The sequence below is a fragment of the Zhengella sedimenti genome (assembly GCF_046506625.1).
Classification (GTDB): domain Bacteria; phylum Pseudomonadota; class Alphaproteobacteria; order Rhizobiales; family Rhizobiaceae; genus Zhengella; species Zhengella sedimenti.
Genome location: NZ_JBKFFP010000002.1, coordinates 187,904 through 213,436, shown reverse-complemented (window position 1 = coordinate 213,436; position 25,533 = coordinate 187,904). Strand labels below are relative to the sequence as shown.

General features: G+C 63.8%; 22 protein-coding genes. 20 read left to right on the top strand and 2 right to left on the bottom strand.

Annotated features, from left to right (window positions below; all coding sequences use genetic code 11):
• Positions 1-20: 20 nt before the first annotated feature.
• The 14 genes from ACLB6G_RS06670 to ACLB6G_RS06605 all read left to right on the top strand — a co-directional run bounded on the left by ACLB6G_RS06670 (position 21) and on the right by ACLB6G_RS06605 (position 14,238).
• Entirely contained in the window at positions 21-815 is a 795-nt protein-coding gene (locus tag ACLB6G_RS06670) for an NADH-ubiquinone dehydrogenase (protein WP_410355366.1), read from the top strand.
• 108 nt (positions 816-923) lie between these two features.
• Entirely contained in the window at positions 924-3,008 is a 2,085-nt protein-coding gene (nuoG, locus tag ACLB6G_RS06665) for an NADH-quinone oxidoreductase subunit NuoG (RefSeq protein WP_410355365.1), read from the top strand.
• Positions 3,009-3,023: 15 nt separating this feature from the next.
• Positions 3,024-4,070, top strand: a complete 1,047-nt coding sequence (nuoH, locus tag ACLB6G_RS06660; RefSeq protein WP_410355364.1) for an NADH-quinone oxidoreductase subunit NuoH — start codon at positions 3,024-3,026, stop codon at positions 4,068-4,070.
• Positions 4,071-4,072: 2 nt separating this feature from the next.
• Positions 4,073-4,264: a hypothetical protein gene (locus ACLB6G_RS06655; RefSeq protein WP_410355363.1), complete on the top strand. Its 192-nt coding sequence runs from the start codon at positions 4,073-4,075 to the stop codon at positions 4,262-4,264.
• Between the two features lie 2 nt (positions 4,265-4,266).
• Positions 4,267-4,758 (top strand): NADH-quinone oxidoreductase subunit NuoI, encoded by a 492-nt coding sequence (gene nuoI / locus ACLB6G_RS06650; RefSeq protein WP_410355362.1) that lies wholly within the window; start codon positions 4,267-4,269, stop codon positions 4,756-4,758.
• A gap of 201 nt (positions 4,759-4,959) precedes the next feature.
• Complete coding sequence (locus tag ACLB6G_RS06645; protein WP_410355361.1) at positions 4,960-5,580, top strand: NADH-quinone oxidoreductase subunit J; 621 nt, start codon at positions 4,960-4,962, stop codon at positions 5,578-5,580.
• 12 nt (positions 5,581-5,592) lie between these two features.
• Positions 5,593-5,901, top strand: coding sequence for an NADH-quinone oxidoreductase subunit NuoK (nuoK, locus tag ACLB6G_RS06640; RefSeq protein WP_371273517.1), 309 nt, complete (start codon positions 5,593-5,595; stop codon positions 5,899-5,901).
• Positions 5,902-5,914: 13 nt separating this feature from the next.
• Entirely contained in the window at positions 5,915-7,909 is a 1,995-nt protein-coding gene (nuoL, locus tag ACLB6G_RS06635; RefSeq protein WP_410355360.1) for an NADH-quinone oxidoreductase subunit L, read from the top strand.
• The gene (locus tag ACLB6G_RS06630) at positions 7,909-9,417 is read left to right on the top strand and encodes an NADH-quinone oxidoreductase subunit M (RefSeq protein WP_410355359.1); all 1,509 of its coding nucleotides are present in this window, start codon (positions 7,909-7,911) and stop codon (positions 9,415-9,417) included. Before nuoL ends, ACLB6G_RS06630 begins: the two co-directional genes overlap by 1 nt.
• 20 nt (positions 9,418-9,437) lie before the next feature.
• Entirely contained in the window at positions 9,438-10,874 is a 1,437-nt protein-coding gene (gene nuoN / locus ACLB6G_RS06625; protein WP_410355358.1) for an NADH-quinone oxidoreductase subunit NuoN, read from the top strand.
• 15 nt (positions 10,875-10,889) lie between these two features.
• Positions 10,890-11,666 (top strand): biotin--[acetyl-CoA-carboxylase] ligase, encoded by a 777-nt coding sequence (locus ACLB6G_RS06620; RefSeq protein ID WP_410355357.1) that lies wholly within the window; start codon positions 10,890-10,892, stop codon positions 11,664-11,666.
• A 12-nt stretch (positions 11,667-11,678) separates the two neighbouring features.
• Entirely contained in the window at positions 11,679-13,352 is a 1,674-nt protein-coding gene (locus tag ACLB6G_RS06615) for a ribonuclease J (protein WP_410355356.1), read from the top strand.
• Between the two features lie 99 nt (positions 13,353-13,451).
• Positions 13,452-13,856, top strand: coding sequence for a methylmalonyl-CoA epimerase (gene mce, locus ACLB6G_RS06610; protein ID WP_410355355.1), 405 nt, complete (start codon positions 13,452-13,454; stop codon positions 13,854-13,856).
• Between the two features lie 94 nt (positions 13,857-13,950).
• Complete coding sequence (locus ACLB6G_RS06605; protein ID WP_410355354.1) at positions 13,951-14,238, top strand: DUF1467 family protein; 288 nt, start codon at positions 13,951-13,953, stop codon at positions 14,236-14,238.
• Between the two features lie 9 nt (positions 14,239-14,247).
• Here the strand turns inward: ACLB6G_RS06605 and ACLB6G_RS06600 are convergent, their stop codons facing one another.
• On the bottom strand, positions 14,248-14,892 hold the full coding sequence (locus ACLB6G_RS06600; RefSeq protein WP_410355353.1) for a hypothetical protein: 645 nt from the start codon (positions 14,890-14,892) through the stop codon (positions 14,248-14,250).
• Between the two features lie 56 nt (positions 14,893-14,948).
• Positions 14,949-15,464 (bottom strand): TadE/TadG family type IV pilus assembly protein, encoded by a 516-nt coding sequence (locus tag ACLB6G_RS06595; protein WP_410355899.1) that lies wholly within the window; start codon positions 15,462-15,464, stop codon positions 14,949-14,951.
• Positions 15,465-15,677: 213 nt separating this feature from the next.
• On the opposite strand from ACLB6G_RS06595, the gene ACLB6G_RS06590 reads away from it, so the two are divergent.
• The 6 genes from ACLB6G_RS06590 to ACLB6G_RS06565 all read left to right on the top strand — a co-directional run bounded on the left by ACLB6G_RS06590 (position 15,678) and on the right by ACLB6G_RS06565 (position 25,521).
• Entirely contained in the window at positions 15,678-17,351 is a 1,674-nt protein-coding gene (locus ACLB6G_RS06590) for a pilus assembly protein (protein ID WP_410355352.1), read from the top strand.
• A 462-nt stretch (positions 17,352-17,813) separates the two neighbouring features.
• Positions 17,814-19,142, top strand: coding sequence for a proline--tRNA ligase (proS, locus tag ACLB6G_RS06585; RefSeq protein ID WP_410355351.1), 1,329 nt, complete (start codon positions 17,814-17,816; stop codon positions 19,140-19,142).
• Positions 19,139-20,437, top strand: coding sequence for a lipoprotein-releasing ABC transporter permease subunit (locus ACLB6G_RS06580; RefSeq protein WP_410355350.1), 1,299 nt, complete (start codon positions 19,139-19,141; stop codon positions 20,435-20,437). Before proS ends, ACLB6G_RS06580 begins: the two co-directional genes overlap by 4 nt.
• Positions 20,434-21,114 carry an ABC transporter ATP-binding protein gene (locus ACLB6G_RS06575; protein ID WP_410355349.1) on the top strand — a complete coding sequence of 227 codons (681 nt, stop codon included), beginning with the start codon at positions 20,434-20,436 and terminating at the stop codon, positions 21,112-21,114. Before ACLB6G_RS06580 ends, ACLB6G_RS06575 begins: the two co-directional genes overlap by 4 nt.
• A 415-nt stretch (positions 21,115-21,529) precedes the next feature.
• Positions 21,530-25,012, top strand: a complete 3,483-nt coding sequence (gene dnaE / locus ACLB6G_RS06570) for a DNA polymerase III subunit alpha (RefSeq protein ID WP_410355348.1) — start codon at positions 21,530-21,532, stop codon at positions 25,010-25,012.
• 92 nt (positions 25,013-25,104) lie between these two features.
• A complete protein-coding gene (locus ACLB6G_RS06565) occupies positions 25,105-25,521 on the top strand; it encodes a rhodanese-like domain-containing protein (protein ID WP_410355347.1) in 417 nt (138 codons plus the stop codon).
• The last annotated feature ends 12 nt before the right edge of the window (positions 25,522-25,533 follow it).

The following is a 25,533-nucleotide window of genomic DNA, read 5'->3' as shown; positions in this document are numbered from 1 at the left end:
CGGAAACAAGGAGATTGCCGATGTCGACATGTGGAATACCCGACGACTTCGCCAAGGGCGCCAGCGTGTATGAAACCGCGTTCAAGACCATGACCGGTGCAATGACGGCAAATGCGGGTGCGAGCCTGCCCTTCGCCTCGCCGGCCCTGTTCATGGCCGGACCGGCATTCGGTCTCGCCATGGCCGCCCAGTACTGGGGAACCGTGATCGGAACCCTGCACGGTGCGGCCGCCGCTGCCGGGCGACTGCCCGCCATGGACGCGCCGCTCAAGGCGCCGGTGCTGTTCTGGAAAGCCGACGACGAGGATTCCGACGCCTTCGCCGTGGCCGTCGCCAATCCGATGTCCATGTTCGCCGCCGCGACCAAGACCGTCTATGCGGACATGGAGCACGCGGCCAAGGACATCGTGGAAGTCGGCGAACACTTCATTGCCGGCGTGGCGGAGGATGCCGATGCCGTTGCGCGCGCCATGGAAGGCGCCGGCGCCCCGGCGGCCAAGGCCGATGCCGGGGAGGAAACCGGCGGAACCATCATGCCGGAGGACTTCGTCCGCCCGGCCGCCATCGAAAGGCCGGCGGAGCCCGACGACCTCAAGCAGATCGCCGGGATCGGCCCGAAGCTTGAGCAAAGGCTGAATGGGCTGGGTGTGTGGACATATGCCCAGATCGCGGACTGGACGCCGGAGCAGGTGGCTTGGGTCGATGACTACCTGTCCTTCAAGGGGCGCATCGGCCGCGACGGCTGGATCGCCCAGGCAGCGGCCCTGGCCGGCCGCCGGTCTGACGGGCAGCCCGTGGGCCAGTCCGGGGAATGAACCTGACCGGCGGCTTGCCGGTATGAGAACCTTGGCGTCCCGGGGGAAGGCCCGCCGGGATGCCGCAAGTCAGGCGGCGCCGCCGCTCGTGAGAACGTGGAATTGAACATGGCTAAGATCAAGGTTGACGGCAAGGAGATCGAGGTTCCGGATCACTTCACGCTGTTGCAGGCGTGCGAGGAAGCCGGTGCCGAGGTTCCGCGTTTCTGCTTCCATGAGCGTCTCTCCATCGCCGGCAATTGCCGCATGTGCCTGGTCGAGGTGAAGGGCGGACCGCCCAAGCCGGCCGCCTCCTGCGCCATGGGTGTGCGCGACCTGCGCCCCGGCCCCAATGGCGAGGCGCCGGAAGTCTTCACCAACACGCCCATGGTCAAGAAGGCCCGCGAAGGCGTGATGGAGTTCCTGCTCATCAACCATCCGCTGGATTGCCCGATCTGCGACCAGGGTGGCGAATGCGACCTGCAGGACCAGGCCATGGCCTTCGGCGTCGATGCCTCGCGCTACACCGAGAACAAGCGTGCGGTGGAAGACAAGTATATCGGCCCGCTGGTCAAGACGATCATGACGCGCTGCATCCATTGCACGCGCTGCGTCCGCTTCACCACCGAGGTGGCCGGCATTTCCGAACTCGGCCTGATCGGCCGCGGCGAGGATGCCGAGATCACCACCTATCTCGAGCAGGCCATGACCTCCGAGTTGCAGGGCAATGTCATCGACCTTTGCCCGGTCGGTGCGCTGACCTCGCGGCCCTATGCCTTCCAGGCCCGTCCGTGGGAACTGACCAAGACCGAGACCATCGACGTCATGGATGCCGTCGGGTCGGCCATTCGTGTCGATACGCGCGGGCGCGAGGTGATGCGCATCATGCCGCGCGTCAACGAGCAGGTGAACGAGGAATGGATTTCCGACAAGTCCCGCTTCGTCTGGGACGGCCTGCGCACGCAGCGTCTCGACCGGCCCTACGTCAAGCGTGACGGCCGCCTGCAGGCGGCAAGCTGGGGCGAGGCCTTCACCGCCATTCGCGATGCGGTCGCGAAGACCTCGGGCGACCGGATCGGCGCCATCGCCGGCGACCTGGCCGCCGTCGAGGAAATGTATGCGCTGAAGGAACTGATGGCGTCGCTCGGTTCGGCCAATATCGACTGCCGCCAGGATGGCGCGCCGCACGATCCAGCGCTTGGCCGCGAGACCTATCTCTTCAATCCGGCAATCGAAGGCATCGAGGATGCCGACGCGCTGCTGATCGTCGGCGCCAATCCGCGCTTCGAGGCGTCGGTGCTCAACGCCCGCATCCGCAAGCGCTGGCGCATGGACAATTTCCCCGTCGGCGTGATCGGCGACATGGGCGACCTGCGCTACGATTACGAGTTGCTCGGCGCCGGAACCGACACGCTGAAGGAACTTTCGGCAGGCGAGGGGGCGTTCTTCGAGACGCTCAGGAAGGCCGAACGCCCGATGATCCTTGTCGGCCAGGGCGCACTGGCCCGCACGGATGGCGCGGCGGTTCTCGCCCATGCCGCGAAGCTGGCGGTCGCCTGCGGGGCTGTCGGCGCGGACTGGAACGGTTTTGCCATGCTGCACACCGCTGCCGCGCGCGTCGGTGGCCTCGACATCGGCTTCGTGCCGGGCGAGGGCGGCAAGGATGTCGCCGGCATGCTCGGCGGTGCGATGGATGTCCTCTTCCTGCTGGGCGCCGACGAGTTCGACATGGGCCAGATCGGCGGTGCCTTCACCGTCTATATCGGCACCCATGGCGATGCCGGCGCACACGCCGCCGATGTCATCCTGCCGGCTGCGGCCTACACCGAGAAGTCCGGCACCTATGTGAACACCGAGGGCCGCGTCCAGATGACCGCGCGCGCCGGTTTCGCGCCCGGCGACGCCAAGGAGGACTGGGCGATCCTGCGTGCCCTGTCCGATGTGCTCGGCAAGAAGCTGCCCTTCGATTCGCTGAGCCAGTTGCGCAAGGCGCTTTACGAGGTGCATCCGCATCTGGCCGCGATTGACGAAATCGCTGAAACGGGAACCGGCGGCATCGAGGCGCTCGCGAAGAAGGGCGGGCGGCTGAACAAGGCGCCGTTCGTTTCGCCGGTCGCCGATTTCTACCTGACCAACCCGGTCGCGCGCGCATCCACCGTGATGGCCGAATGCTCAGCGCTCGCCCGCAACGGTTTCCAGCAGGCCGCAGAGTAAGGGGACGGCAAGACAATGGATCTTTTCTTCGACACCTATGTCTGGCCGGCGCTGCTGATTGTCATCCAGTCGCTCGCGCTGCTGGTGATCCTGCTGATCTACGTGGCCTACATCATCTATGCCGACCGCAAGATCTGGGCCGCCGTGCAGGCGCGCCGCGGTCCCAACGTGGTCGGCCCCTGGGGGCTCCTGCAGTCTTTCGCGGACATGCTGAAGTTCTTCGTCAAGGAACCGGTGATCCCCTCGGGCGCCAACAAGGGCGTTTTCCTGCTCGCGCCGCTGGTCTCCGCCGTTCTCGCGCTCGCCGCCTTTGCGGTCATTCCGGTCGCCGACGGCTGGGTCGTCGCCTCCATCAATGTCGGCATTCTCTACGTGTTCGCCATTTCCTCGCTCGAGGTTTACGGCGTGATCATGGGCGGCTGGGCGTCGAATTCGAAATATCCCTTCCTCGGCGCGCTGCGCTCGGCCGCGCAGATGGTGTCCTACGAGGTGTCCATCGGCTTCGTCATCGTCACCGTGCTGCTCTGCGTCGGTTCGCTGAACCTGTCGGACATCGTCATCTCGCAGGGCGACGGCATCGGCACCCGCATGGGCCTGCCCAATTCCTTCCTGGATTGGCACTGGCTCGGCCTGTTCCCGATGTTCGTCATCTTCTTCATTTCGGCGCTTGCCGAGACGAACCGCCCGCCCTTCGATCTCGTCGAGGCGGAATCGGAACTGGTCGCCGGCCACATGGTCGAATATTCCTCCGGCCCCTACATGCTCTACATGCTGGGTGAGTATGTCGCGATCTGCCTGATGTCGGCGCTCGCCACCATCCTGTTCCTCGGCGGCTGGCTTCCGCCGGTGGACATCGCACCCTTCACCTGGGTGCCGGGCGTCATCTGGTTCGTGCTCAAGACCACGGCGGTGTTCTTCATGATCTCGCTGGTCAAGGCCTTCGTGCCCCGCTACCGCTACGACCAGTTGATGCGGCTGGGCTGGAAGGTCTTCCTGCCGATCTCGATCTTCATGGTCGTGGCCACCGCCTTCGTGCTCAAGCTGACCGGCTGGAGCGCGTGACGATGAGCGCGGCCGCGATCGGAGCCCTGATCGGACTGGTGGTCGCCGCGGTCGACTGGGCGCTGTTGCGTGCGCTTTCCGGCCGCGTCGACATGGAAGAAACGAAACTGGCGCTGAAAGCCGCCGGGCTTGTGCAGTTCCTGCTGCTGCCGGTCATCGGCTGGTTCGTGGCGCCCTACGTGATTGGAGAATGAGAATGACTGGTCTTGCCCAGGCGGCCAAGTCGCTGCTGCTGAAGGAGTTCATCGACGCAACCATCCTGTCGATGCGCTATTTCTTCCGGCCGAAATTCACCGTCAACTATCCCAACGAGAAGGGACCGGTCAGTCCACGTTTCCGTGGCGAGCACGCGCTGCGCCGCTATCCCAACGGGGAAGAGCGTTGCATCGCCTGCAAGCTGTGCGAGGCCATCTGCCCGGCCCAGGCCATCACCATCGAGGCCGGCCCGCGCCGCAACGACGGTACGCGGCGCACGGTCCGCTACGACATCGACATGGTCAAGTGCATCTATTGCGGCTTCTGCCAGGAAGCCTGCCCGGTGGATGCCATCGTCGAGGGGCCGAATTTCGAATTCGCCACCGAGACGCGCGAGGAGCTCTACTACAACAAGGAAAAGCTGCTCGCCAACGGCGACCGCTGGGAACGCGAGATCGCCCGCAACATGGCGATCGACGCGCCGTACCGGTAAGGCCGGCGCGGGACGGGGGAACGGGGCGCGCGCGTCCTGAAAAAGTTTTGAACCGGAGCGTTCAGACGGTTTTGAAACCGCTGCAAACGCTCTAAAGGGACACTGGACTCAAGGCCCTGGCGGGGGACTCGCAGGCAGGGCCGGTCAATGAAGCGGCGCCGCAAGAAGGCGCCGCGGCACAGGCAAGGATCGGGGGCAGTCATGCTCACAGGATTGGCGGCGGCGTTTTTCTATCTCTTCGCGCTCGTTGCGGTTGCGTCGGCCGTCATGGTCATCGCGGCACGCAACCCGGTGCACTCCGTGCTCTTTCTCATTCTCACCTTCTTCAACGCCGCGGCGCTGTTCCTGCTGACCGGCGCCGAATTCCTCGCCATGATCCTGCTCATCGTCTATGTCGGCGCCGTGGCGGTCCTGTTCCTCTTCGTGGTCATGATGCTTGACGTGGACTTCGCCGAACTGAAGGCCGGCGCGCTGCAATATGCCCCGGTCGGTGCGCTTGTCGGCATCGTGCTGGTGGCGGAACTGGCCATCGTGCTTGGCGGCTACACGCTCTCGCCCGACATCGCGGCCGGATCCGCGCAGCCGATCCGCGACCTCGCCGAGCGGCACAACACCGCCCAGTTGGGCGACATCCTCTACACCGACTACGTCTATGCCTTCCAGATCGCGGGCATCATCCTGCTGGTCGCCATGATCGGCGCCATCGTGCTGACGCTGCGCCACAAGGAAGGCGTCAAGCGCCAGGTCATCGCCGAGCAGGTGGCGCGCGATCCGCGCACCGCCATCGAGGTGCGTAAGGTCGAGTCGGGCAAGGGCATCTGAGAGGTCTCAATCATGGAAATCGGTATCGGCCACTATCTGACCCTGTCAGCCGTCCTGTTCACCATCGGCGTGTTCGGCATCTTCCTGAACCGCAAGAACATCATCGTCATCCTGATGTCGATCGAGCTGATCCTGCTCTCGGTCAACCTGAACTTCGTGGCGTTCTCCGCCGCGCTCAACGATCTGGTCGGGCAGGTCTTCGCGCTGTTCATCCTGACCGTCGCGGCGGCCGAAGCCGCGATCGGCCTTGCAATTCTCGTCGTCTTCTTCCGCAACCGCGGTTCGATCTCGGTCGAAGACGTCAACATGATGAAGGGTTAAGGGAAACGCCGCCATGTATCACGCGATTGTCTTCCTCCCGCTCATCGGCTTCCTGATCGCCGGCCTGTTCGGCCGCTCGATCGGGGCCAAGGCGTCCGAATACATCACCTCCGGCCTGCTGGTCGTCTCCGCGCTTCTCTCCTGGGTCGCCTTCTTCACGGTGGCCATGGCCCATGGCGGCGAGGGACAGGCCATCGTCATCCCGGTGCTGACCTTCATCGAATCCGGCGACTTCGCGGTCGACTGGGCGCTGCGCATCGACACGCTGACGGCCGTCATGCTGGTCGTCGTCAACACGGTCTCCGCGCTGGTACACATCTACTCGATCGGCTACATGCACCACGATCCCGACCGGCCGCGCTTCTTCGCCTACCTGTCGCTGTTTACCTTCGCCATGCTGATGCTGGTGACCTCCGACAACCTGGTGCAGATGTTCTTCGGCTGGGAAGGCGTGGGCCTGGCCTCCTACCTGCTGATCGGCTTCTGGTTCAAGAAACCCTCGGCCAATGCCGCCGCGATGAAGGCCTTCATCGTCAACCGCGTCGGCGATTTCGGTTTCGCGCTCGGCATCTTCGGCGTCTTCGTCCTGTTCGGCTCGGTGTCGTTCGACACGATCTTCGCCAATGCCGCCACGTTCCTGCCCGCCGAGGGCGCGGCAGGCGGCGAGCCGGTGCTCAATTTCCTGGGCTACGCCCTGGACCGGCAGGGCGCGATCACCATTGTCTGCCTGCTGCTCTTCATGGGTGCCATGGGCAAGTCCGCGCAGTTCCTGCTGCACACCTGGCTGCCCGACGCCATGGAAGGCCCGACGCCGGTTTCCGCGCTCATCCATGCCGCCACCATGGTCACCGCGGGCGTCTTCATGGTCGCCCGCCTGTCGCCGCTGTTCGAACTCTCGCACACCGCGCTCCTGCTGGTCACGATCGTCGGCTCCATCACGGCCTTCTTCGCCGCGACCGTCGGCCTCGTGCAGAACGACATCAAGCGCGTGATCGCCTATTCCACCTGCTCGCAGCTCGGCTACATGTTCGCCGCGCTCGGCGTCGGCGCTTATGGCGCGGCCATCTTCCACCTGTTCACGCATGCCTTCTTCAAGGCGCTGCTCTTCCTGGGTGCCGGCTCGGTCATCCATGCCGTCTCCGACGAGCAGGACATGCGGCGCATGGGCGGCCTGCGCAAGCTGATCCCGACCACCTACTGGATGATGGTCATCGGCACGGTGGCGCTGACGGGGCTCGGCATTCCTGGCACCTTTATCGGCACCGCCGGCTTTTTCTCCAAGGACATCATCATCGAGAGCGTCTTCGCCTCGCACAGCGCGGTGGCGGGCTTCTCCTTCTCCATGCTGGCCATCGCGGCGCTGTTCACCAGCTTCTACTCATGGCGGCTGATCTTCATGACGTTCCATGGCAAGCCGCGGGCGACCGCCGACGTCATGCACCACGTCCATGAAAGCCCGCCGGTCATGCTGGTGCCGCTCTTCGTGCTGGCCGCTGGGGCCCTGTTCGCCGGCGTGATCTTCAACGGCTACTTCTACGGTCATGAATACGACGCCTTCTGGAAGGGCGCGCTGTTCACCGCCGAAGGCAACGATCTGGTCGACGAGTTCCACCACGTGCCCTTCCTGGTCAAGATGACGCCGTTCCTGGCCATGCTGGCCGGCTTCGCCATCGCCTGGTGGTTCTACATCTCCAATCCCGAAATGCCGAGGCAGGTGGCACAGCGTCATCACGGCCTGTACCAGTTCCTGCTCAACAAGTGGTATTTCGACGAGCTCTACGACTTCCTCTTCGTCCGCCCGGCCATGTGGCTCGGCCGCTTCCTGTGGAAGAAGGGCGATGGCGCGGTCATCGACGGGCTCGGCCCCGACGGCGTGGCCGCCCGCGTCGTCGATGTCACCAACCGCGTCGTCAAGCTGCAGAGCGGTTACCTTTATCACTATGCCTTCGCGATGCTCATCGGCGTCGCCGCGCTGGTCACCTGGATGATGCTCGGGAGCGCCTTCTGATGTCTGATTGGCCCATCCTTTCGCTGGTCACGTTCCTGCCGCTCGTCGGCGCCTTCCTGATCCTCCTGATCCGGGATGAGGGCTACGGGCGGCGCAACATCCGCAACGTGGCGCTGCTGACCACCGTCTTCACCTTCATCTTCTCGCTCTTCATCTGGACCGGCTTCGACACGACGCGCCAGGGCTTCCAGATGGTGGAGGAGGTCGAATGGCTGGGCGGGGGCATCGCCTACCGCATGGGCGTCGACGGCATTTCCATGCTCTTCGTCATCCTGACGACCTTCCTGATGCCGCTCTGCATCCTGGCGTCGTGGGAATCGGTGGAGAAGCGCGTCAAGGAATACATGATCGCCTTCCTCGTGCTCGAAACGCTGATGATCGGCGTCTTCTGCGCGCTGGACCTGGTGCTTTTCTACGTGTTCTTCGAGGCCGGCCTCATCCCGATGTTCATCATCATCGGCGTGTGGGGCGGCAAGCGGCGCGTCTACGCCTCGTTCAAGTTCTTCCTCTACACGCTGCTGGGCTCGGTTCTGATGATGCTGGCCATCATGGCCATGTATTGGGACGCGGGCACCACCTCCATTCCCGATCTGCTGGCCCATGATTTCCCGGCCTCGATGCAGACATGGCTGTGGCTGGCCTTCTTCGCGTCCTTCGCGGTGAAGATGCCGATGTGGCCGGTCCATACCTGGCTGCCCGACGCCCACGTGGAGGCGCCGACTGCGGGCTCGGTCATCCTGGCCGCGATCCTTCTGAAGATGGGCGGCTACGGCTTCCTTCGCTTCTCGCTGCCCATGTTCCCCATTGCCTCGCAGGAGTTCCAGGCCTTCGTCTTCACGCTGTCCGTGGTGGCGATCGTCTACACCTCGCTCGTGGCGCTGCGCCAGGAGGACATCAAGAAGCTCATCGCCTATTCCTCGGTCGCCCACATGGGCTACGTGACCATGGGCATCTTCGCGATGAACACGCAGGGCATCGAGGGCGCCATCTTCCAGATGATCAGCCACGGCTTCGTCTCGGGCGCGCTCTTCCTGTGCGTCGGCGTGGTCTATGACCGGATGCACACCCGCGAGATCGCGGCCTATGGCGGCTTGGTCAACAACATGCCGAAATATGCCGTCGTGTTCATGATCTTCACCATGGCCAATGTCGGCCTGCCCGGCACCTCCGGCTTCATCGGCGAGTTCCTGACGCTGCTCGGCGTCTTCCGGGTCAACACCTGGGTGGCCTTCTTCGCCACCACGGGCGTCATCCTGTCGGCTGCCTATGCGCTGTGGCTCTATCGGCGCGTCGTCTTCGGCAAGCTCGACAAGGAAGCGCTCAAGGGCATGCTCGACCTTTCGGCGCGCGAGAAGGTGATCATCTACCCGCTCGTCGCGCTGACCATCTTTTTCGGCGTCTACCCGGCCCCGATCTTCGACGTGACCGGCGTTTCGGTCAACGCACTCATAAACGACATCACCGCCTCGCTCGACATGGCGGTGACCACGGCCGCCATCGGCCAGTAAGACAAGGCGGGAACAGGGACATGATGACGGATCTCGCAACCAGCCTCTCGCTCGCCACGCCGGAGCTCATCGTCACGGTGGGCGCCATTGCGCTGCTGATGTTCGGCGTCTTTTCCGGGCCGCGCTCCAACTCCACCATCAACGGGCTGGCTGTCGCCATCCTGATCGGCGCGATGGCCTGGATGGTGTTCTTCGGCGACGACGGCAAGGCCTTCAACGGCGCGTTCACATCCGATCCCTTCGCACGCCTGATGAAGGCGCTCGCGCTGACTGGGTCGGTTGTCACGCTCGTCATGTCGGTGGGCTTCGCCAAGGCGGAGAAGTTCGACAAATTCGAGTTCCCTGTCCTGGTCATGCTGGCGACCCTGGGCATGATGCTGATGATTTCAGCCGATGACACGCTGGCGCTCTATCTGGGCCTCGAACTCCAGTCGCTGGCGCTCTACGTCGTCGCCGCGTTCAACCGCGATTCCGTGCGCTCCACCGAGGCCGGCCTGAAATACTTCGTCCTCGGCGCGCTGTCCTCGGGCATGCTGCTCTACGGCATCTCGCTGGTCTACGGGTTCACCGGACACACCAATTTCCTTGCCATCGCCGAGGCGGTCAGCAACGGCCAGCGCGACCTTGGCCTGGTCTTCGGCCTGGTCTTCATCCTCGCCGGTCTTGCCTTCAAGATTTCCGCCGTGCCGTTCCACATGTGGACGCCGGACGTCTATGAAGGCGCACCCACGCCCGTCACGGCCTTCTTCGCCGCCGCGCCCAAGATGGCGGCGATGGCGCTTGTCGTGCGCGTCGTCTCGGAGGCCTTCGCCCCGATGCATGCCGACTGGCAGCAGATCATCGTCTTCATCGCCATCGCTTCCATGGTGCTGGGTGCCTTCGGCGCCATCGGCCAGCGCAACATCAAGCGCCTGATGGCCTATTCCTCCATCGGCCACATGGGTTATGCCTTGGTCGGTCTCGCCGCCGGAACGCTCGCCGGCGTGCAGGGTGTGGTCATCTACATGATCATCTACCTGGTGATGACGCTTGGCACCTTCGCCTTCATCCTTGCCATGCGGCGCAAGGAGGGCAATGTCGAGCAGATCGACGATCTCGCCGGTCTTGCGTCCACGAATCCGGTGATGGCCACGATCCTGACCATCCTGATGTTCTCGCTGGCCGGCATTCCGCCGCTGGCCGGGTTCTGGGCCAAGTGGTCGGTCTTCCTGGCCGCCATCGAGGCCAACCTGTTCGCGCTTGCCGTGATCGGCGTCCTGGCCTCCGTCGTCGGCGCCTATTACTATCTGCGCATCATCAAGATCATGTGGTTCGACGAGCCGGCCGGGAAGTTGCAGCCGGTCGCCGGCGAACTGGGCCTCGTGCTCGGCCTGTCTGGCGCCTTCACGCTGTTCTACATCGTGTTTGCAGGACCGGTCGGGCTTGTTGCCCAGGCTGCCGCGCGGACCTTCTTCTAAGGGTCGGCGCCCGGTTTGGCATTGCACCCCTCCCATTCGCTGCCACCCGGCGTCGCTCATCTGGCGCTGGGTGATGTCGGCTCCACCAATGCCGAGGCCATGGCGCTGTTTCGCGATGGCGAGCGCGGTCCGCTCTGGGTCACCGCCGAACGGCAGTTGCAGGGCAGGGGCCGGCGGGGCCGTCCGTGGATTTCGGAGGCCGGAAACCTCTACGCGTCGCTGCTGTTGGCAGAACCGGCGCCCGTCGACCGGCTGGGCACGCTGCCGCTTGTCGCCGCGCTTGGCGTCTACAATGCATTGCGGCCCTTCTTCGCCCGCACCCCGCAGGCGCTTGCGATCAAGTGGCCCAACGACATCCTGGTCGACGGCGCCAAGGTCAACGGCATCCTGCTTGAAAGCGAGATGGTGCCCGGCGGCGGCCTGGCGGTCGTCATCGGCTGCGGCATCAATTGCGCCCACCATCCGCAAGGCACGCCCTATCCGGCGACGAGCCTGCGCGATTGCGGGGTCGAGGTGACGCCGGAGGCGTTGTTTCCGCGCCTGGCCCATGCGATGGCGGCTGAACTGGCACGCTGGAACGGCGGCGCCGGCTTTGCGGCCATCCGCGAGGACTGGCTGCGTGCGGCCCGCGGGCTCGGCGAGCCGGTCCGGGTGCAGATGGGCGATGGCGTCGTCGAAGGCCGGTTTGCCGATCTTGACGCCAGGGGCTATCTTCTGGTCGAAAAGAGCAATGGCGAAGTCGCGACGGTCTCGGCCGGCGATCTTTTCTTCGCTGGTATTTCCACCTCCTGATGAAAGTTTGGCATGGCTAGGACCAAGGACAAGGAACTCGTCTTCGTGCCGCTGGGCGGCGTTGGCGAAATCGGCATGAATTTCGCGCTTTACGGCTTCGGTCCGGCTTCGAACCGGGAGTGGATCATCGTCGATTGCGGCGTGACCTTTCCGGGCCCCGACCTGCCGGGCGTCGACCTGGTCCTGCCCGATACGCGCTTCATCGAGAACGAGGTGAAGAACCTGCGCGGCATGGTGATCACCCATGCCCACGAGGACCACTACGGCGCCATTCTCGACATCTGGCCGAATCTGGGCTGTCCGGTCTGGATGTCTCCCTTCACCGCCGGCCTGCTGGAAGCCAAGCGCCAGAGCGAATACCAGCGGGTCGACGTGCCGGTGAACATCTTCCGCGCCGGCCAGACCTTCGATCTCGGACCCTTCCGCATCGAACCGGTGCCGGTGACCCATTCGATCCCTGAACCCTTTTCGCTGGCGATCACCACCGAGGCGGGAACCGTCATCCACACCGGCGACTGGAAGTTCGACGCCGACCCGACCATCGGACCGCTGACCGACGAGGACCGTCTCAAGGCGCTGGGCGATGCCGGTGTTCTCGCCATGATCTGCGATTCCACCAATGCCATGCGGGAAGGGGAAAGCCCTACCGAGCGTGAAGTGTGCGACAGCCTGGAAAAGCTGATCGAGAAGGCCGCCGGCCGCGTCGTCATCACCACCTTTTCCTCCAATGTCGGGCGCATCCGCTCCATCGCCGAGGCCGCGCGCGATGCCGGGCGGCAGGTTCTGGTCATGGGCCGGTCGATGAAGCGCGTGGTGGATGTCGCGACCGACCTGGGCTATCTCGACGGCCTGCCGGAATTCCTCGCCGAGGAGGATTTCCAGCATGTCCCGCGCGACAACATCGTCGTCATCTGCACCGGCAGCCAGGGTGAGCCGCGCGCCGCCCTGTCCAAGCTGGCGCGCGAGGAGATGCGCAGCGTCCATCTCACCGCCGGCGACACCGTGATCTATTCCTCGCGCACCATTCCCGGCAACGAGAAGGCGATCCTCGAGGTCAAGAACCGTCTCGTGGAGATGGGTGTGAAGCTGATCGAGGACGAGGATGAACTGGTCCATGTGTCCGGCCACCCCCGCCGCGGCGAGTTGCGCAAGATGTATGGTCTCGTGCGTCCGCAGATTGCCGTGCCGGTCCATGGCGAGGCGCAGCATCTGGTCGCCCATGCGTCGCTGGCATCCACGGTTGGCGTGCCGGAAGTCGCTTCCGTGCGCAATGGCGACATGCTGCGCCTGTGGCCCGGCAATGCCGAGATCGTCGGCGAGGTCCATCACGGACGCACCTTCAAGGACGGCAATCTCTACGGAAATGACGAGACGGTCGGCGTGCGCGACCGGCGCAAGCTTTCCTATGCCGGTCACGTCTGCCTCAATGCCATCCTCGACAACAAGTATGACCTGATCGACGATCCGGACATCGAGGCGGTCGGCCTTCCGGAAATGGATGGCAAGGGCAATTACCTGGAGGACATCCTGCTGGAAGCGGCCGCCGGGGCCATCGAGAGCATTCCGCGCGGCAAGCGCAAGGATCTCGACCTGGTGGCGGAGAGCGCGCGGCGCGCAATCCGCGCCGAGGCCAATGCAATCTGGGGCAAGAAGCCGATCGTGACGGTATTCGTCACCCGCGTGTGAGCCGGACGTGACGGCCGCGTCTCATCCTTCCGGCCGGTTTACAGCCGGTCCGCGTCCGCTTATTGCGGACATGGCCAATTCTTATGGGGGAGTTTCCACATGCTCGGACGCCTGAACCACGTCGCCATTGCCGTGCCCGATCTTGCTGCCGCGACCGCGACCTATCGCGACACGCTGGGTGGCAGGGTGAGCGAACCGCAGGCACTGCCCGAGCATGGCGTGACGGTCGTTTTCGTCGATCTCGGCAACACCAAGGTGGAACTGCTGGAGCCGCTGGGCGATGCCTCGCCCATCGCGGCCTTCCTGGCGAAGAACCCTTCCGGGGGCATGCACCATGTCTGCTACGAGGTCGATGACATCCGGGCGGCGCGTGACCACCTGAAGGGGCAGGGCGCCCGCGTCCTGGGGGATGGCGAGCCGAAGACCGGCGCCCATGGAAAGCCGGTGCTCTTCCTGCATCCGAAGGACTTCCACGGCACGCTGGTGGAACTGGAACAGGTCTGAGGCCCGGTCCGCGGGCTGCCTTTGCCTTTTTCGGCGGCAGGCCCCATATGAATGCCGATGCCGGGCCGGTCCGGTGCGGGGAACGGAGACATTCATGTTGACGACAGTGTTATCCTACGCGGCGCTCTATTTCGTCCTGTGGTGGCTCTGCCTGTTTGCCGTCATTCCCTTCAGCTTGCGCACGCAGGAGGAGGATGGCGCGGTGACGCTCGGCACGGTTGCCAGCGCGCCGAAAGGCCATCACATGCGCCGGGCGGCCCTGCGGACGACCATCGTCTCCGGCCTCATCTTCGCCGCCTATCTCGGCGCGACGCAGGGGCTCGGCTATTCGATCGACGATATCCCGCGAATCGTGCCCGACTATGTTCATGGCACAGGTTGATCCGGCCGATCAGCGGCTTTCCCACGACGCGATATCCTCGCACCAGTCGGCGTCCTTGGGACCGGTCAGTCGGATCTCCGCAACGTGGCGTGGCGCGAAATCCGTACTCGTGGCCTTGTAGACCAGCTTCGGGAGATAGTCGGTCACGCGCAGCCTGCCGAACAGGGCATAGGCGAAGATGCGTCCCTCCACACGGATGTAGAAATCGCCCGGCGAGCGCAGCTCCGGCGGCATTCCGAACAGGGTTCCCGGCGCCCGTCCTGCTTCGTTCGCGATATTGCTGCCTGTCCGGTGATAGGCCCATTCCACGCGGGCCTTGAGATTGTTCGGATTGGCCTCGGGGTCCGAGGGATCGAGAACCCGCAGGCCGCGGATCTGGAACCGGAAATTCTCGCTGCCGCCGCGCGGAAATGCCTGGTCAACCGTGTCGGTGACCGCCCAGTTGCCCGTCTTGTAGCTTGTCCAGGCCACCTCGCTGATCCTGTCGAGCATGTCACAGGTGATGGTGCCGTCCGGAGCGGCCGTGATCATGTCGCCGATCGCGTAGTAAGCTTCGTGCGCGCGCTGGATCTGTTTGTAGACCGACACGAAATCATAGATCGCGAACATCATGATCGCGAAGACCGGAATCAGGATCGCGCCTTCGACGGCCACGACGCCTTCTCTCGACCGCGAAAACCGGCCCAGGGATCTTGAAACGGCGGCGATCATCAGAAGGGCTCCGTCATGTAGGCCTGGGCGGCCGCAAGAATCCAGGGCTGGTCCGAATAGAGTCGCGACATGGTCTGAAGTGGGAACGGCATCTTCACCGAGACCACCTGGATGGACATGGTCCTGTAGATTTCGGACGGACCGGCGCCGGTGACCGGACTGCCATCCGCGCCATAGGCCTGGACGGCGACTTCGAGTTTCCCGGTGCAATCGCCATATGAATATTCCTCGCATACCCGGTGTGCCAGATATTGCTCCGGCGTCCAGTTGTTGCCCGCCGCGATGGATTGTGCCTGACCCGTGCGTATTTCGAACGCGACTTCCCGCAGCGCGCGGTCAAGGTCGTTCGACATCAGCATGTGAGCCATCCCTTCGAAGCCGAACAGCAACACGAAGATGAAGATCGGGCCGATCATGGCCCATTCGACCGCGACCGAACCGCACCGCGCCGCAAGGAAACGGCGGCAGGTCCCTTGCGTCCGCCCGGACGGTCTCCTGATCCTGTGAAAATACATCATGAGCCCCTGAAATACGATGCATCCGTGCTTGCATAGCCGCAGGGGCGTTCATTTATTCATAATATCTAATAGTATTCATTGTAAAATATGATCATGAAATGCTTGTATATAATTGCAATGTCCGGATGGGAGGGAATTTTAACGGGACTCGTGGCTATGGATATTTGGATGTGTGCATTTTCATGACTGAAAAGTGGGGGCGGAATGAACGTGAACTTGAGAGGTTTTGGCTCGGACCGGCGCGGTTCCTTGCAGGTTGTCCTGGCGCTGTCGGCCTTGCCGCTGATGATGATGGGCGGCATCGCCATCGACATGGGCGCGGCCCAAAGCCGCAAGGTGGAACTGCAGGCCTCGGTGGATTATGTGGCGCTCCAGCTGGCCAAGCGCAGCGCGCTCAATCCCGCGATGACGGCGCAGCAGCTTGTCGCCGACGGCAAGGCCATGCTTGGCAGGCGCATCTCCCAGCCGATCACCTATTCGGAATTTTCCGTCGATCCGGGCGGGATCGTCGTCCGCATCAATGCGGGCATCGACTATGAAACCGTTTTTGCCGGCATCATCGGCAAGGACACGATTCCTGTCACGGCGACGGCCGACTCCCGTTTCCGCCGCACGAACATCGAAGTTGCGGTGACGGTCGACACGACCAACTCGATGGACAAGCTCCTGTCTGGAAAGACCCGTCTTGAAGGCGCCAAGGAGGCGATCCAGGCTTTCACTGATGCCGTGATGGCCGGAACGAACACCGCATTGAATACATCGGTGAAACTGGCACTCGTGCCCTTCGACAACCAGGTCAAGGTTCTGGGAGACGACGAGGCCGAGCGAATCGAAGCGGATCCCTTTCGTGCCATTACCTGGGCGGACGCCTATGCTCTTTCTTCCGTCCATCGCGGCTATCTTCCCCTCGATCGGTGGCAGACATACCGCAAACTGCGCCAGCACGGTGGCGACAAGTATGGCTGGAACGGATGTTTCGAAATGCGGCCCGGCAAGTACACCTATTCGGTGTCGGCACCTTATTGGCGTGATCGTGATTCGCTCTTCGTGCCTTTCCTTGCACCCGATCAGCCCGACAACCGCGACGAATACGACAACTACAAGTCGCCCAACAGCTACCTTCCCGATCAGGGACCGGCCTGCTCGTCGCCCCGCGCCCCTGAAGGCACGGATGCCTGGGAACGTCGCGAACTCAATGTCTGCAAATATGATGACGGGGCAGGGCCCCTGCAGGTCGGCCGTTACGCCGAGCCGGGTTCCTATGCCTATGTCGATTCCAACCCCAATGGCTTCTGCACAGACAACAATCCGGTTTTCCCGCTGTCGACCGACATAGACACGTTTCGAAAGAGTGTGAACGCGCTCTCGACCCGGGGAAGCTGGGGCGGAACGATCATGCCGGTCGGCTTCTACTGGGCATGGAACGCGCTTGACAGGGCCGAGCCCCTGCCGGAGGCAGCGCCTGCCGGCGAGGCAGACAAATACATCATCTTCCTGTCAGACGGAAAGAACTCGGTCCATCCGCTCCGCTACAACAGCTATTCGCCCTTTGGTTATCCCGGTGACGCACGCTGGGATGCGGCGGCGGGTTGGGATGATGACGGTAACGTGACCCGCGACGAGGCCCTGCACAGCATGACCTACAAGATGTGCGACGCGATCAAGGCCGATCCCGCCAACATCAAGGTGTATTTCGTCTATTACCTGCACAAGTATGACGCGGAAGCCGAAGCAATCGGCAAGCATTGCGCCAGCGGTGACGACAAGTTCATCTACGCGACCGACCGCGACAAGCTGATCGAGGCCTTCCGGAAGATCGGTCAGGACATTTCCCGTCTGCGCCTGGTCCCCTATGAGGTCTCCTCCACCGGGAAAAGCCAGTAGCGCCAGGGCAGCCTTGCCCGAACCGCCATGCTCCATGGCGCCGGGATTTCCCTGGCGCCATGGCCGCCAACGCCGCTGCGAGACATGCAAAAAAAAAGCAAGGCGCGAGGCCTTGCCATTCAGTTACGCGTTGATCCGTTTCCGAAAGCGGCGGCAGCGTGTTAACGCGCCAGGATCACATCCTCCCAAGACTTTGACCGCGTGTAGGACACCAGCTTGGTTTGCCGGCCCCTTGTTGTGGTGGGGACCATAGACGCAAGCGCGACGGTTTGTCACCCTCTTTTTGCTGCATTTTCAATCAAATGCTTGCTGCAGTGCAACACAAGCCCGGCCGCGGCCCGGGCATGTGCCGTCGGGTTTCCAATTCGCCTTGAAATGGCTATGAAGCGCTGAAAGATTCCGCAGGCTTCGGTGGGGGCGCCGATTCCTGTCTCTCCGATCGCCCGTTTCCAGGACCCGTCCATGCGTCTTTCCCGTTATTTCCTGCCCATCCTCAAGGAAAATCCCCGCGAGGCGGAGATCGTTTCGCATCGCCTGATGCTGCGCGCCGGCATGATCCGTCAGCAATCGGCCGGCATCTTCTCGCTGCTGCCGCTTGGCCTGAAGGTCCTCGGCAAGGTGAACACGATCATCCGCGAGGAGCAGAACCGGGCAGGGGCCATCGAGATCCTCATGCCCACCATCCAGTCGGCCGAGCTGTGGCGCGAGAGCGGCCGCTACGACGATTATGGCAAGGAGATGCTGCGCATCAAGGACCGCCACGAGCGCGACATGCTGTATGGCCCGACCAACGAGGAGATGGTCACCGACATCTTCCGTTCCTATGTCCGTTCCTACAAGGACCTGCCGCTCAATCTCTATCACATCCAGTGGAAGTTCCGGGACGAGGTGCGTCCGCGTTTCGGCGTCATGCGCGGCCGGGAGTTTCTCATGAAGGACGCTTATTCCTTCGATCTCGATTACGAGGGCGCACGGGCGGCCTACAACCGCATGTTCGTTGCCTATTTGCGCACCTTCGAGCGCATGGGCATGAAGGCCATCCCGATGCGTGCCGACACCGGCCCCATCGGCGGCGATCTCAGCCACGAATTCATCATCCTGGCGGAGACCGGTGAATCGGAGGTCTTTTGCCATGCCGACTTCATGTCCATGACCGCGCCGGGCGCCGATGTGGACTTCACCAACGATGCCCAGATCGCCGCGGTGGTGAACCAATGGACCACGCCCTATGCCGCCACCGACGAGATGCATGACGAGGCGGCATGGGCCGCGCTGCCGGAGGAAAGCCGCATGAACGCGCGCGGTATCGAGGTCGGCCACATCTTCCATTTCGGCACCAAGTATTCCGAACCGATGGGTGCCCGGGTCACCGGACCCGACGGCAGGGAGCACCCTGTCTCCATGGGTTCCTACGGCATCGGCCCGACCCGTGTTGTCGCTGCCATCATCGAGGCCAGCCACGATGAAAACGGCATCGTCTGGCCGGATGCCGTCGCGCCCTTCGACCTGTCGATCATCAACATGAAGCCGGGCAACGACGCCTGCGACGGCGCCAGCGAACGGCTTTATGCGGCGCTGACGGCAGCCGGGCGGGACGTGCTCTACGACGATACCGACAAGAGCGCCGGCCAGAAATTCGCCACCCATGACCTGATCGGCATACCGTACCAGATCATCGCCGGGCCGCGCGGCATCGCCAATGGCGAGGTCGAGGTGAAGAACCGGCGCAGCGGGGAGCGCGAGACCATGACCATCGATGCCGCGATCAACCGTTTCGGCGGCGGCGCATGAGCGAAGCCGCGGCCTCTCCGGAGAGCGCGGCGCCTGCCGGCGCCGGTCCCTTCTCCGCCTTCGAGCGCATGGTGGCCCTGCGCTACCTGCGCTCGCGGCGCAAGGAAACAATCGTTTCCGTCATCGCGCTCATTTCCTTCATCGGCATCATGCTGGGGGTCGCGACCCTTATCATCGTCATGGCGGTCATGAACGGATTTCGCGTCGAACTGCTCGACCGGATCCTTGGCGTCAACGGTCATGTCATCGTCCAGCCGGTTGACAGTCCGCTCAGCGACTATGATGCCGTCGCCGCGCGCATTTCAGCCCTTGACGGCGTGCGTGCGGCGCTGCCGCTGGTGGAAGGCCAGGCGCTGGCCTCCGGCCGCATCGGCGCCGGCACCGGAGCCCTCGTGCGCGGCGTGCGCGACAGCGACATCCCGAAGATCCAGATGCTCGCGGGCAATGTGCGGCAGGGCTCGCTCGACGGCTTCGAGGCCAGCGAGGGCGTGGCCATCGGCGCCCGCATGGCCGACAATCTCGGCCTTGCGCTGGGCGACATGCTGACGCTGGTCTCGCCCGATGGCGACGTGACCCCGATCGGCACGACGCCACGCGTGAAGGGCTACCCTGTCATCGCGATCTTCGAGATCGGCATGTCGGAATACGACTCGTCGATCGTCTACATGCCGCTCGCCGAAGCCCAGCTCTATTTCAACAACGAGGACCGCGTCCAGTCGATCGAGGTTTTCCTCGACGATCCCGACGCGGTCGACGACATGCGCCCCCTGATCGAGACGGCGGCGGCCCGGCCGGTCTTCCTGACCGACTGGCGCCAGCGCAACCGCGCCTTCTTCTCCGCCCTCCAGGTGGAACGCAACGTCATGTTCATGATCCTGACGCTCATCGTGCTCGTTGCCGCGCTCAACATCATTTCCGGTCTCATCATGCTGGTGAAGGACAAGGGCCGCGACATTGCCATCCTGCGCACCATGGGCGCGACGTCGGGTTCCATCCTGCGCATCTTCCTGATGACGGGTTCGGCCATCGGGCTGACAGGCACGCTTGGCGGGCTCGTCCTGGGCCTCATCGTCTGCTGGAACATCGAATCCATCCGGCAGTTCTTTTCCTGGCTGTCCAACACGCAGATCTTCGATCCCAACCTCTATTTCCTCAGCCAGTTGCCGGCGAAGATCGATGCCGGCGAAACGCTCGCCGTGCTCGTCATGGCCATGGTACTGTCCTTCATCGCCACGATCATTCCCGCTTGGCGGGCCGCCCGCATCGATCCCGTCGAAGCCCTGAGGTATGAATGATGGCCGCGGCACTCGAGTTGAAGTCCGTCAGCCGGCATTACGATCAGGGCGGCAAGCGGCTCGACATCCTGCTTGATTGCGACTTCACCCTGCGTTCCGGCGAGATGGTCGCGCTGGTGGCGCCCTCCGGGGCGGGCAAGTCGACGCTGCTGCACACCGCCGGCCTGCTGGAACGTCCCGACAGCGGCGACGTTCATGTCAATGGCCGCGCCTGCGGCCGGCTCAACGATGACCAGCGCACGGCCATCCGCCGCAATGACATCGGCTTCGTCTACCAGTTCCACCACCTGCTGCCCGAGTTTTCCGCCCTGGAAAACATCATGATGCCGCAACTCGTCCATGGCCTGTCGCGCGCCGAGGCCGCCGACCGGGCCGGGCAACTGCTCGATTACATGAAGGTCGGCCACCGTGGCGACCACCGCCCCTCCCAATTGTCTGGCGGCGAACAGCAGCGGGTCGCCATTGCGCGCGCCGTCGCCAATGCGCCGCTGGTCCTGCTCGCCGACGAACCGACGGGCAATCTCGACCCCGTGACCTCGTCCTACGTTTTCGAGGCGCTGGAAGCGCTGGTGCGCAAGTCCGGCCTGGCGGCGCTGATCGCGACCCACAATCACGAACTTGCCCGGCGCATGGACCGCCGCGTCACGCTGAAGGACGGCAAGGTCGTCTCCCTTTAGACCGCATTCGCGGACTGCCTCGCGGAAGGGCCGGGCGGACCATCCGGGCCCGGCCGCGATAACCTTCCCTTAACCATGGATCGGCGGATAGCGGGGAAAATGTTCCCTGTTTGTTTGCGTGCGTTGACATGAGAACAAAACGAGAATACAGGAACACAAGAAGAACATTGACGGAGCTACTGCCATGACTGACCTGATCTATGACGTCGCATCGCTGGTCTCGGTTTCCATGTTCATCGTCGCTTCGGCGATGTGGATCGGCGCGCTGTAAGCGGGCAGGGCCCGCGGCGCGGCTGAATGATGGGGAAAGAACCTCCGGCTCGCGCCGCGCCTGCGCGCCTGCACTGGACTCGCCCCGTCCGAAGCCGGACACTGCATCCCGGTTTCACGGATTCGCACGGGACAGGCATACGCGATGGACGGCCAGGCGCGAGACGGACGGATGTTCATTCATCTGCGGGTTCATTCGCAATACTCGTTGCTGGAAGGGGCGCTTCCGCTCGGAAAGATCATTGGCCATGCGCTGAAGGATGAAGCGCCCGCCATTGCGATTGCCGATACCAACAACCTGTTCGGCGCCCTTGAGTTTGCCCAGAAGGCGGTCAAGGACGGCGTCCAGCCGATCATCGGCTGCCAGTTGTCCGTCGACTTTGCCGACAGGGACGATGACAGCGGGCGCAACCAGAACCGCAAGCCCGAGGCCTTGCCATCACTGGTGTTCATCGCCGCCAGTGAATCGGGCTATGCCAATCTCGTTCGGCTTGTATCGCGCGCCTATCTGTCGACGGGCGAGGGCGAACCGGTCCATGTCACGCCGGCCTGGATCGGGGAACTTGCCGAGGGCGTCATCTGCCTGACCGGCGGTCCCGACGGTCCGATCGGCCGCGAACTGAAAGCCGGCCATGGCGCCGTGGCTCATCAGCGGCTTGCGGCGTTGCATCGCTGGTTCGGTGACCGCCTTTATGTCGAACTGCAGCGCTGCGGCAACTGGGACCGGGCGCTGGAAGCCGAAACGGTCCGGCTTGCCCACGACCATCGCTTGCCGCTCGTGGCGACCAACGAGGCTTTCTTTCCCGCCAGGGGCGACTACGACGCCCATGACGCCCTGATCGCCATCGCGGAAGGAACGGTGATCGCGGTGGATGAACGGCGCAAGCTGACGCCCGACAACCACCTGCGCAGCCAGGCCGACATGATCGCGCTTTTCGCCGACCTGCCGGAGGCCATCGACAACACGGTCGAGATCGCCCGCCGCTGCCATTACTATCCCGAGACACGCAGCCCGATCCTGCCCCGCTTCACCGGCGGCGATTTGGAGGACGCCGAGGCCGTGGTGGCTGCCGAGGCTGCCGAACTGCGCCGCCAGGCGGTCGAGGGGCTTGCGCGGCGCCTTGAGAACCAGGGGCTTTCGCCCGGATATACCCGCGAGGATTACGAGCAGCGGCTCGATTACGAACTCGGCATCATCGAGCGGATGAAGTTTCCCGGCTACTTCCTGATCGTCGCGGACTTCATCAAGTGGGGCAAGGCGCACAATATTCCGGTCGGTCCCGGCCGCGGTTCCGGCGCCGGCTCGCTGGTCGCCTGGGTCCTGACCATCACCGACATCGACCCCCTGCGGTTCTCGCTCCTGTTCGAGCGCTTCCTCAATCCCGGACGCGTGTCGATGCCCGACTTCGACATCGATTTCTGCCAGGAACGGCGCGACGAGGTGATCCGCTACGTGCAGGAGAAATACGGCCGCGACCAGGTGGCCCAGATCATCACCTTCGGATCGCTGCAGGCGCGCGCTGTCCTGCGGGATGTCGGCCGTGTGCTGCAGATGCCCTACGGCCAGGTTGACCGGCTCACCAAGCTGGTGCCGTCCAACCCGGCAAATCCGGTGCCGCTGGAAAAGGCTGTTGCCGACGAACCCCGCTTCGCCGAGGAGATCGAGAAGGAGCCGATTGTCGGGACGCTGATCGACATCGCCAGGAAGCTGGAGGGGCTCTACCGCCACGCCTCCACCCATGCCGCGGGCATCGTCATCGGCGACCGGCCGCTGTCGGAACTGGTGCCCATGTATCGCGATCCGCGGTCCGACATGCCGGTCACCCAGTTCAACATGAAGTGGGTCGAACAGGCGGGACTGGTCAAGTTCGACTTCCTTGGCCTGAAGACCCTGACCGTGATCGAGACGGCGGTGAAATTTGTCCGCCGGCGTGGCGTCGAACTGGACATGTCGCAGATCCCGCTGGACGATACACCGACCTACCAGATGCTGGCGCGCGGCGAGACCGTCGGCATCTTCCAGGTGGAATCGGCGGGGATGCGCAAGGCGCTGATCGGCATGAAGCCGGACTGCATCGAGGACATCATCGCCCTTGTCGCGCTGTACCGGCCGGGTCCGATGGAGAACATCCCCACCTACAATGCCCGCAAGCACGGGCAGGAGGAGATCGCCTCCATCCACCCGAAGATCGACCACCTGGTCAAGGAGACGCAGGGCGTCATCGTCTACCAGGAACAGGTGATGCAGATCGCGCAGGAGCTGTCCGGCTATTCGCTGGGCGAGGCCGATCTGCTGCGCCGGGCCATGGGCAAGAAGATCCGCGCCGAGATGGACAAGCAGCGCGTGCGATTCGTCGACGGCGCGGTCGAGCGCGGCGTCTCCAAGGCCCAGGCCAACACGATCTTCGACCTGTTGGCCAAGTTCGCCGACTACGGCTTCAACAAGTCACACGCCGCCGCCTATGCCGTGGTTTCCTACCAGACGGCCTGGCTGAAGGCGCATTATCCGGTCGAGTTCCTGGCCGCGTCCATGTCGCTCGACATGAACAACACCGACAAGCTCAACGACTTCCGCCAGGATGCCCTGCGCCTCGGCATCGAGGTCGTCCCCCCGTCGGTCATGACCTCCCATCACCTGTTCGAGGTGGGCGAGAACCGCATCTACTATTCGCTTTCGGCCATCAAGGGTGTCGGCGAGGCCGCCGTGCATCACATCGAGGCGCGGCGCGCGGAGAAGCCGTTCGAATCGCTGGAGGATTTCTGCGAGCGGATTGATCCGCGCATCGTCGGCAAGCGTGTGCTGGAAAGCCTGATTTCGGCCGGCGCGCTCGATTGCTTCGGCCATGCGCGGGAAAACATGCTGGCCGGCCTTGACCGCATGATGGGGCTCGGCGCACGCGCTGCCGAGAACGCCGCTTCCGGCCAGCATGACATGTTTGCCGGCGGATCGGGCGCCGTGGCCGAGAAACTGCGCCTGCCGGCTGCCGAACCCTGGAGTTCGGCGGAAAAGCTGCATCGCGAGTTCCAGGCCGTCGGTTTCTACCTTTCGGCCCATCCGCTCGATGAACATGCCGAGGCGCTCAAGCGCATGCGCGTCCAGAACTGGGCCGAATTTTCCGCCGCCGTGAAGCGCGGCGCAAGCGCGGGCCGCCTTGCCGGGACGATCGTCTCCCGGCAGGAACGGCGCATCCAGAATGGCGCTTCGCGCATGGGCATTGTCATGCTCACCGATGCATCCGGCCAGTACGAGGCGGTGCTCTATTCCGAAGACCTGCTGAAATACCGCGATCTGCTGGAACCCGGCAATTCCGTCGTCATCACTGTTGCCGCCCGCGACAATCCCGAAGGCGTGCGGGTTCGCATCCAGACGGTGAAACTGCTGGGCGGCGAGGATGCGCAGGCCTCGCTGAAGGCGTTGCGCATCTTCGTGCGCGATGCCGCGCCGCTGCAATCCATCGCCAGCCAGTTGCAGCCGGGGCAGGGCGACGGGCAGGTCAGCCTCATCGTCATCAAGCCGGAAGGCGGCGGCGAAGTGGAGGTCTCGCTTCCGGGCAGCTTCGATCTCAAGGAAAAGTTGCCCAATGCCCTGCGCGCCATACCCGGCGTCGTGGATGTCGAGATGGTCTGACAGACGGGCGGGGGACGCCTGCGCCCGTTTGCCGCGTTGATCCGGCTGTCACGCATCCTTAGATCGCGGTCACTTGTTCCGGGAGACCATCCATGCGCATCCTTGCCGCCGTTCTGGCCCTTCTTCTTTCCGTGGGCTCCGCTCTTGCGGTGGAGAAGATCACACCGCGCCAGGCCCAGGAAGCGGTCGGCGAGGGCGGTCTCGTCCTGGTCGATATCCGCACGCCCGAGGAATGGGCCGAGACCGGGATTCCCGAACCGGCCACGCCGATCGACATGACGTCGGCCGATTTCGTGCCAAAGCTGAAGGAATTGCTCGCTGAAAATGCGGGCAAGACGGTCGGCTTCATCTGCCGGACGGGCAATCGTTCCAACTACCTGACGGGTGTTCTGGAAAAGGCGGGGCTGACAAACATTGTCGACGTGACCGGCGGCGTGGCCGGCAATGGCCGGGTGACGGGCTGGATCGCCGAAGGCCTGCCGATGAAACGGCACTGCGAGACCTGTTGATCCGGGCGCCTC